Below are 9293 nucleotides of genomic sequence, written 5' to 3'. Positions count from 1 at the left end.
CTTTCGGTCTTCACATTGGTTTATTTCGGCTTTTACCGGAACGGATGTATTTGCAGCATCGGTGCCATACAAAATGTTGCGCTCACCTTTTTCGATCCGGCCTATGTCATTTCGTTAACGGCTCTGTTGTTTTTTGTTATTCCGCTTGTTGTTACGCTCTTTTTCGGGCGAACATTCTGTGCCGGAGCTTGTCCGTTAGGTGCCATTCAGGATTTGGTGGTGGTGAAACCGATAAGTTTGCCAAAGTGGTTAAACAAAACACTCGGGTTGATTCCGTATTTGTACCTGTCGCTGGCAGTGCTTTTTGCGGCTACCGGAACCGATTTTATCATTTGCCGATACGATCCGTTTGTGGGTATTTTTCGTATGGATGCAAAATTCCTGATGATCGTTTTGGGGGTTGCCTTCCTTTTGATGGGTATGTTTGTTGCCCGTCCGTATTGCCGTTTTTTGTGTCCTTATGGCGTGTTGCTCAGCTGGATGTCGCGTTTTTCAAGCCGGCATCTAACTATCACTCCATCAAAATGTATTCAGTGTAAATTGTGTACGCACTCGTGTCCGTTTGATGCTATTGATTTTCCAACCAATGAGAAAGAAGTCGTAAAATCAGGTCTGGGACCAAAACGCTTTATAACCTACGCTTTGGTAATTCCGTTGTGGGTTGCACTGGGGGTATTTGTAGGCGCAAAATCACATACTTTCCTCTCGAAGGCAAATCAGGATGTATACCTGGCAGAATTGCTGATTGCACATCCTGAACTGCGAAACGATCCGGATAATATTGATATACAAACTTTCCTTGCTTCAGGAAAACCGATGGAGCAGCTGGTAAGTGAAGCCACCGCAATTCGTGAGAAGTTTTATATCGGAAGTATGATTGCCGGAGGATTTATGGGATTGGTAATCGGGATGACTTTGTTGAATACGGTTGTGTTCCGTAAACGCCAGGATTACGAACCGCACAAAGGAAATTGTTTCAGTTGCGCAAGGTGCGTGGATTATTGCCCTGTGGAAAAATAATGTTGAATAAAAAAGAAGAACCAAAATAATGAACAACCAGGATAAACTAAAACTCTCGCATAACATTGCTTTAATTGCAGGTATTTTTTGTGCGGCTGTTGCACTGCTGCTTTTATTGAATTTTTGGCAGATCACAAAAACCGATCCCATTGAAAGTAAGGCTTTGGAAGCTTTGGTTCAACGGTTAAAAGACGATCGAAACAATGAGGAGTTGAAAGAGGAGATTCGCAATTTTGATTTATTGGCGCGTAAGGCCTATTTTAATAGCCAGTGGCAGGTTGAAACTGGCGCCTACATGTTGCTGTTTGGTGCCATTGTACTGGCATTTGCAATGCGGGTTTATTACGCTGCAAAAAGTAAAATTGAAGAGCCTGAGAAAGTATTGGAAAATGAAATTGCCAGCCGTATAATTGCTCAAAAGGGAATTGTAATTGTTGGCGCCGCGGTTATGTTTTTGGCCCTTCTGGCTTCGTATCTTTCGGTGAACCAGCTAAAGTCGTACGATGCAAATGCTTTGGTAGCCGAAAACGAAACTTCAGCAGAAGAGGCAGTTGAGGTAATAAATGTAGCTCCGGCACAAACTGCTACCAACGAAGTTTCGGAAGAGGTAGCTGTAAACGAAACTACTGCTTCGGAAAATGTAACAGAGGTGAAATTGGAAGATGCTTCTTCAGAAACAGTTGCAGAAACACCTGTTACAGAAACCAAACCGGCAGCTGCCTCATCAGGAATAACGCTTGCTGAACTTCAGAAAAATCATAACTCTTTCCGAGGACCTTTGGCGCAGGGAGTGATTATGCATAAAAATATTCCAACCGAATGGGACGGCGCTGCCGGAACCAATGTGGTTTGGAAAGTTGAGATACCAAAACACGGATTCAACTCGCCGGTAATTTGGGGCGATAAACTGTTTGTGTCGGGTGCCGATAATACCACTCGCGAAGTATATTGTTACAACCGTAACGATGGGAAACTGCTGTGGACAGGAGTGGCCGATAATATTTCAGGATCACCGGCTACACCTCCGCGTGTTACCGACGATACGGGTCTTTCCGCACCAACTTTAACCACTGATGGCGACGCTGTTTTCGCCCTATTCGGAACCGGAGATGTAATTGCTTTCGATATGAACGGCAAACGTTTGTGGGCACGGAATCTTGGTGTTCCGGATAATCATTACGGACATTCATCATCGTTGATTACCTGGAACGGAAAGCTTCTCGTTCAATACGATACCAACCGGGGAGGAAAAGTGTTGGCTCTGGATAATAAATCAGGAGAAACAGTGTGGGAAACACAGCGTAATTCGAAGATCTCATGGGCAAGTCCGGTATTGGCAGAAGTTGATGGTAAGTATCAGCTCGTGTTAACCGCCGATCCGATTGTTGCCGGGTACGAAGTGGAAACCGGAGAAGAACTTTGGTCGGTTGAATGTATGATGGGCGAAGTTGGTCCATCGGTTGGTTATGCCGATGGAATTGTGGTAGCTGCCAACGAATATGCACGAATGGTGGCGATTGATATTCGCACGCAGGAAGTACTTTGGGAAGACGATTTTTATCTGCCTGAAGCATCGAGTATTTTGGCGCACGACGGATTGGTATTTGTCGCGACCAGTTATGGCGTTTTTGTTTGCTACGACCTGAAAGAGGGAGAATTGCTTTGGGAGGATGATTTTGGTTCGCCGGTCTACTCATCACCTGTTTTTGCCGATGGGAAGGTGTATCTTATGGACAACGACGGAGTAATGCGTATCTACGAATTTTCAAGGGAATTGAAAAAAGTTGGCGAAAACGAATTGGGTGAAACGTCTGGCCCTACACCGGCTTTTGCCGATGGACGGATTTATATACGTGGAGAGAAAGACTTGTTTTGCATAGGGAAGTAGGACTTTTGAGGAGGAATAAATGACAGAAGAAAATAAATATATCGATCAGCTCATTCAGGAAAAAGGCGTAACAAAAAAGAGCCTGATTCCTATTCTTCAGGCCATTCAGAAAGAGTACAATTATCTGCCTGAAGAAGTGTTGAGGTTGGTGGCTGAAAAATCAGAGATCAGTCTGGCGGAGATTATTGGTGTGGCCAGTTTTTACTCGCAATTTCGCTTGCAGCCCGTTGGCGAGCATATGATAAAAGTATGTGTGGGAACGGCATGTCACGTAAAAGGCGCTGGTCAGGTTTACGATGCTTTTCGTCGTGAACTAAAGTTGGCGGAGGGTCAGGAAACGGAGGAGTCGGGGAAATATACCCTGGAGCAGGTAGCTTGTCTGGGCTGTTGTACGCTGGCGCCTGTAGTGCAGATCGATGAAACTACCTATGGTCATGTGGCTTCCGATCAGGTCGGTCAGGTAATTGCCGATTTTGAAAGCCTGAAAGGAATAAAAAAATCAAAAAAGGCCCGCAAAGCTGATGGTTCCGAGATTCAGGGAGAGATTCGAATTGGGCTTGGATCGTGTTGTGTGGCCAGTGGTAGTAAGGAAATTCAGGAAGAAGTGGAGCACGTAGTAAACGAAAGTGGTTTGCGTGTGAGCCTGAAACATGTGGGCTGCGTAGGAATGTGCCACCAGGTGCCTTTGGTGGAGGTGGTTCCCAACGAGGGAGAGCCTACGCTTTACGCCAAAGTAAAACCCGAAGACGTAAAAAATATTGTAGAAAGCCATTTTCAGGCGCCGGGTTTGTTTACCCGTCTAAAAAATAAACTTTTACATACCGTTGAAGAGATTCAAACCGACCGTAACTGGGATGGTGTTGAGCGTTATGAAATAAGCATGCGTGAAAAACCGGTAGCTTCATTTTTAGGTAAACAGGTGCCAATCGCTACCGAATATCGTGGAATTATCAATCCGCTCGATATTAATGAATACCTGAGCCGCGGAGGTTTTACTGCCGTGGAAAAGGTATTGAATAAAATGACACCTGAAGAGGTGATCCGCGAGGTAAAAGACAGCGGAATCAGGGGCCGTGGTGGTGCCGGTTTCCCATCAGGATTAAAATGGGAACTGGTAAAAAAACAGGAAGATCCTGAAAAATATATCATCTGTAATGGCGATGAAGGGGATCCCGGAGCTTTTATGGATCGTATGTTGCTCGAGTCGTATCCGTATCGGGTAATTGAGGGGATGATCATTGCCGCTTATGCAACCGACATTCATCAGGGGTATTTTTATATCCGTGCCGAATATCCGCTGGCGGTAAAACGTATTCGCGAAGCCTTAACAATTTGCAAGGCTAAAAACTACCTGGGCAAAAATATATTGGGAAGCGGTTTTGATCTCGATTTGCGGATTTACGAAGGTGCCGGCGCTTTTGTTTGTGGCGAGGAAAGTGCACTTATTGCTTCCATTGAGGGAAATCGTGGTTTCCCGAGAATGCGCCCGCCGTTTCCGGCCGAGAGCGGTTTGTGGGGAAAACCAACCCTGGTAAACAACACCGAAACCCTGGCACAAATATCCTTTATCCTGCGTGAGGGAGCTGAAGGATTTTCAAAAATCGGATCAGGAAAAAGCACCGGGACAAAAGTTTTTGCCCTGGCAGGTAAAGTGGCTCGCGGCGGATTGATTGAGGTGCCGATGGGAATTACAATAAAACAGGTGATTGAAGAGATTGGTGGCGGAATTGCCAATGGACGAAAATTTAAAGCGGTGCAGATCGGTGGTCCTTCTGGTGGATGTATTCCGGCCGAACATTCCAACACGCCAATCGATTTTGAGTCGTTGGGAGAAATGGGAGCGATGATGGGCTCGGGTGGCCTTGTTGTGCTCGACGATACCGATTGTATGGTGGATATTGCCCGCTATTTCCTTTCGTTCACACAGGAAGAATCGTGCGGAAAATGTACCTTCTGCCGCGTTGGAACAAAACGAATGCTCGACATTCTTGATGGTATTGTTAGCGGGAAAGGCAAAAAAGGCGACATTGAAGAGCTGGAGCATCTGGCGGAATGGACGAAAAAGGGAAGTCTTTGCGGACTGGGAAAAACAGCGCCAAACCCGGTGTTAAGTACCTTGAAACATTTCCGTAATGAATACGAAGCGCATATCAACGGAACGTGCCCCACCGGAAAATGTGCCGAATTGATCACTTACTCGGTAAACGACGAGTGTATCGGCTGTACCAAGTGTGTGCAAAAATGTCCGGTTGATGCCATTCCTTTTACGCCGCACGAGAAACACAGCATTGATACAGAACTGTGTATAAAATGTGATGCATGCCGTGCTGCCTGTCCGGTTGATGCCATTGATGTGAAATAATCCAGTATCCAGAAACGAGTATCCAGTATCCAGAAACGATGATTAAACTAAAAATAAATAACAAAGTAGTTGAGGTTGAACAAGGAACTTCGGTGATGAAAGCTGCGCAACAACAGGGGATTGATGTCCCGAATATGTGTTGGCACGACGAGCTGGAGCACTTTACTTCCTGCATGCTTTGTATGGTGAAAGACCACAAAAACGGAAGACTTTACCCGTCGTGTTCGGTAAAGGCAGTGGAAGGGATGGAGGTGATTACTGATGATCAGGAGATCGCCGAATCGCGAAAAACTGCCTTGGAATTGCTGTTAAGCGAACATGTTGGCGATTGTGAAGGGCCATGCCAGATTGCTTGTCCGGCGCATATGGATATTCCGCGAATGAACCGGTTGATTGCTGCCGGAAAATTTGATGAAGCGCTGGCTGTGGTAAAAAAAGACATTGCTTTGCCTGCTGTGTTAGGCCGTATTTGTCCGGCTCCCTGCGAAGGTGCCTGTCATCGGAAAACCGTTGACGAGCCTGTATCAATTTGTTTATTAAAACGAATCGTGGGAGATAATGGCCTCGAACCAACAGCTCCGGAAGTTGAAAAAACAGGCAAAAAAGTAGCTGTAATTGGTGCCGGTCCGGCCGGATTGGCGGCGGCCTATTACATGCAACTAAAAGGAATTGATGTAACGCTGTTTGATAAAAATGATAAAGCCGGCGGTCTGCTTCGCACCGAATTGAGTGAAGAAGTTTTGCCAATGAATGTATTGGATAAAGAAATTGAAGCGATTATAAAAACCGGAGTTGAATTTCGCGGAGGACACATGATTGGAGCCGCTGAGTTTGAACAGCTGAAAAAGGATTTTGATGCTATCGTTCTGGCATCGGGTGTAATTTCTGATGATTCAGAAAAGTACGGTTTAAAAGCCAATCCAAAAGGAATCGACGCAGATAAAACAACCTATCAAACATCCGACGAGAAAGTCTTTGCCATTGGAAATGTATTGCGTTCATCGCGTTTGGCAGTGCGTTCCGTTGGGCAGGGAAAAGAAGTGGCATTTTCAGTTTTACAATTCCTGGCCGGTCAGGAGATAAAAGGAGAGCCGCGATTATTTAATTCGCGCTTCGGAAAAATGGTTGCCGATGAGTTTGCCGAATACCTGAAAGAGTCGGTGGAAGGTAAACGGAAGATTCCGGAACAAGGAAAGAATGCCGGTTTTACAAGGGAAGAAGCGATTGCTGAAGCAAAGCGGTGTTTGCATTGCGATTGTCGCGCTATTGATAATTGTAAACTGCGTGAATATTCCGATCAGTATCAGGTGGATCAGAAACGCTTTAAAACCAGCGAGCGCCGAAAAATTACAAAAGAGATCAATAATGATGTGGTGATTTATGAACCACAAAAATGTATAAAATGCGGAATTTGTGTGCGCCTCACCGGGAAATACAAGGAGAAGTTTGGTTTTACCTTTATCGGCAGAGGTTTTGATGTGGAGATTGGCGTTCCGTTTAACGAAGACCTGAAACTGGGCTTGACCGACACAGCACGAAAAGTTGCTGCAGGTTGCCCAACCGGAGCCATCTCGTTGAAAAATGATGAATGAAGAATGTCGATTAACGATTTTAGATTGAGTCGGCAATTGGCAAATCGCAATTGGCAAACTAATGTTTCCTATGTGTCTATTGTGGTTCAAAGAAATAAAAATCCAGCGTGTTGATTAATGATTTTAGTAGTAAATCTACAATCGAAATTCGTTAATCAATATTCGCAAATCAAAGAAATGATGAAGTATTGGATAGTTACTTTTTTAATAATACTGAGTTTTGGAGCTGTTGCTCAGCCTTCCGATTCGTGGCCCATTTTTCGCGGAGAACAGCATCTGACCGGAGTTTCGAAAACGATACTGCCAGATGCTCCGGATCTTTTATGGGTTTTCGAAACCGGTGATAATATCAAATCAGCACCGGTGGTAGCGAACAATAAAGTGGTGATCGGTTCTACCGATGGTTTTGTTTATTGTATTGATACTTCGGGTGAATTGTTGTGGAAATTTAATACCGAAAATTCAATTGAAGCGCCTGCTCTTATTCTGAATAATACGGTTTACGTTGGGAATTTGGATGGGATGCTATTCGCACTAAATCTCGATAATGGCGAAAAACTCTGGGATTACGAATGTGAAAACCAGATCGTAGGCTCGGCAAACTGGTGGACGGAAGGTGGAACAACCTATATTTTTATGGGCAGTTACGATTACTATCTTCACTGCGTTGATGCTAAAACCGGAGAACTGAAATGGAAATACGAATCGGATAATTTTATTAACGGAGCAGCGGCCTGTGCCAATGGAAAGGCCATCTTTGGTGGCTGCGACGGCTATCTTCACGTGGTTGACGTAACAACAGGTAAGCTGGTGAAAAAAATTGATGTGGCAACATATGTAGCCGGATCGGTTACCATTGAAAACGATAAAGCTTATGTGGGCGATTACGATGGCCGCTTCTTTCAGGTTGATATCGAAAATAACAAAACTACATGGTTGTGGTCTGATGAAAAAACCAACCTGCAGTTTATTGCATCGCCGGCTTTGTTAGGCGATAAAGTATTAACGGCCAATCACAACAAGTTTTTATACTGTTTCAATAAAAATACAGGAGAGAAACTTTGGGAATACAACACCGGTCGACAGGTGGAAGCCTCTCCGCTAATTGTTAAAAATAAGGTAGTTGTGGCGAATATGCGTGGCGACTTAGCCATTGTGAACCTTTCGGATGGAAAGCCTGTTTGGACTTATGAAATAGGAAGTCAGATCATTAGTAATCCTGCGGTTGCCAACGGAAAGCTCTTTGTTGGAGCTTACGATGGCAACATTTATTGTTTTGGAGCCCCTCTTTAATCTTCCCGATGGGGAGAAATTGATAAATGCTCCCGTGCCTGCTGTCTTCTTTAATTGAAAGAAAAAGTTAGAGATTATTATTGTGAAATGTGTAACATGCCAGAATTTAAGATATAAAGTTCTCCCCCGCGGGGGAGTTAGAGGGGGCTTATTATGAATATAATTCAAATCATACCCGGATCAGGTGGCAGTTTTTATTGTGGTAATTGTCTGCGTGACAGCAAATATGTTGATGCCTTACGAAAACTGGATCACCAGGTGATAAAAATCCCCATGTATTTGCCGCTTTTCTCCGATGAACATGACATCTCCGACATCCCGATTTTTTATGGTGCCATAAGCACTTACCTTAAGCAGGTTTATCCCATTTTCAGAAAAGCACCGGCTTGGTTCGATAAGCTGCTGAACTCAAAACCAATGATGAAAATGGCTGCTTCCATGGCAGGATCTACCCGTGCCAAAGGACTGGAAGATATGACCATTTCGATGTTGCTGGGCGAACAGGGTGAGCAAAAGGAAGAGCTGGAAAAAATGGTTGATTGGATTGCTGAGCATTGTAAACCCGATGTAATTCATATATCCAATGCGTTGTTGCTTGGTTTGGCCAAACGTTTGAAAGAAAAGGTTGGTGTTCCGGTGGTTTGTTCGCTTCAGGATGAGGATGTTTGGGTTGATGCCATGCAACCACAGTTTCAGCAGCCAATTTGGGATTTAATGCATGAACGTGCCCAGGATGTGGATGCGTTGGTTGCCGTCAGTAATTATTTTGCCGGTGAGATGAAAAAACGCATGCGCCTCGACGATAAAAAGGTGCACACATTTTACCTGGGAGTTGATGTGGAGGATTATCCATACATTCCTGTTATGGAGAAACCGAAAAATGTTGGTTATATTTCGAGAATGTGCCACAAAGACGGTTTCGATATTGTGGTGGATGCTTTTATCGAATTGAAAAAGAAAGCCGGCTTTGAGGAGGTGAAACTGATTGCTACAGGAGGATTGACCGGTGATGACAAAAAGTTTTTTAAAGAACAAAAACATAAGCTGAAAGAGGCTGGTTTGTTACATCAGTTTGAAGTGGTGGAAGAGTTTGAAGGAGCTGCCCGCCATGAATTTTTTAAGCAAGTGGCTATGATCT

At 44.5% G+C, this 9293-nt stretch carries 6 protein-coding genes; all 6 read left to right on the top strand.

All coding sequences use genetic code 11. The features are described from left to right. Nucleotides 1–1020, top strand: a 1020-nt coding sequence (locus ABZB17_RS16550; RefSeq protein ID WP_372651695.1) for a 4Fe-4S binding protein, incomplete at its 5' end; no start/stop codon positions are given. A 28-nt stretch (nt 1021–1048) separates the two neighbouring features. Beyond that, nucleotides 1049–2908 carry a PQQ-binding-like beta-propeller repeat protein gene (locus ABZB17_RS16545; protein ID WP_372651692.1) on the top strand — a complete coding sequence of 620 codons (1860 nt, stop codon included), beginning with the start codon at nt 1049–1051 and terminating at the stop codon, nt 2906–2908. Nucleotides 2909–2927: 19 nt separating this feature from the next. Further along, nucleotides 2928–5270, top strand: a complete 2343-nt coding sequence (locus tag ABZB17_RS16540) for an NAD(P)H-dependent oxidoreductase subunit E (protein ID WP_372651690.1) — start codon at nt 2928–2930, stop codon at nt 5268–5270. A gap of 38 nt (nt 5271–5308) precedes the next feature. Next, nucleotides 5309–6862: an FAD-dependent oxidoreductase gene (locus tag ABZB17_RS16535; RefSeq protein WP_372651688.1), complete on the top strand. Its 1554-nt coding sequence runs from the start codon at nt 5309–5311 to the stop codon at nt 6860–6862. A 180-nt stretch (nt 6863–7042) separates the two neighbouring features. Further along, nucleotides 7043–8155 carry a PQQ-binding-like beta-propeller repeat protein gene (locus ABZB17_RS16530; protein ID WP_372651686.1) on the top strand — a complete coding sequence of 371 codons (1113 nt, stop codon included), beginning with the start codon at nt 7043–7045 and terminating at the stop codon, nt 8153–8155. Between the two features lie 153 nt (nt 8156–8308). Then, on the top strand, nt 8309–9293 hold a 985-nt coding region (locus tag ABZB17_RS16525; protein ID WP_372651684.1), incomplete at its 3' end, for a glycosyltransferase.

The organism is Draconibacterium sp. (genome assembly GCF_041583095.1).
GTDB lineage: Bacteria > Bacteroidota > Bacteroidia > Bacteroidales > Prolixibacteraceae > Draconibacterium.
This window is presented reverse-complemented; position numbering and strand designations above follow the sequence as displayed.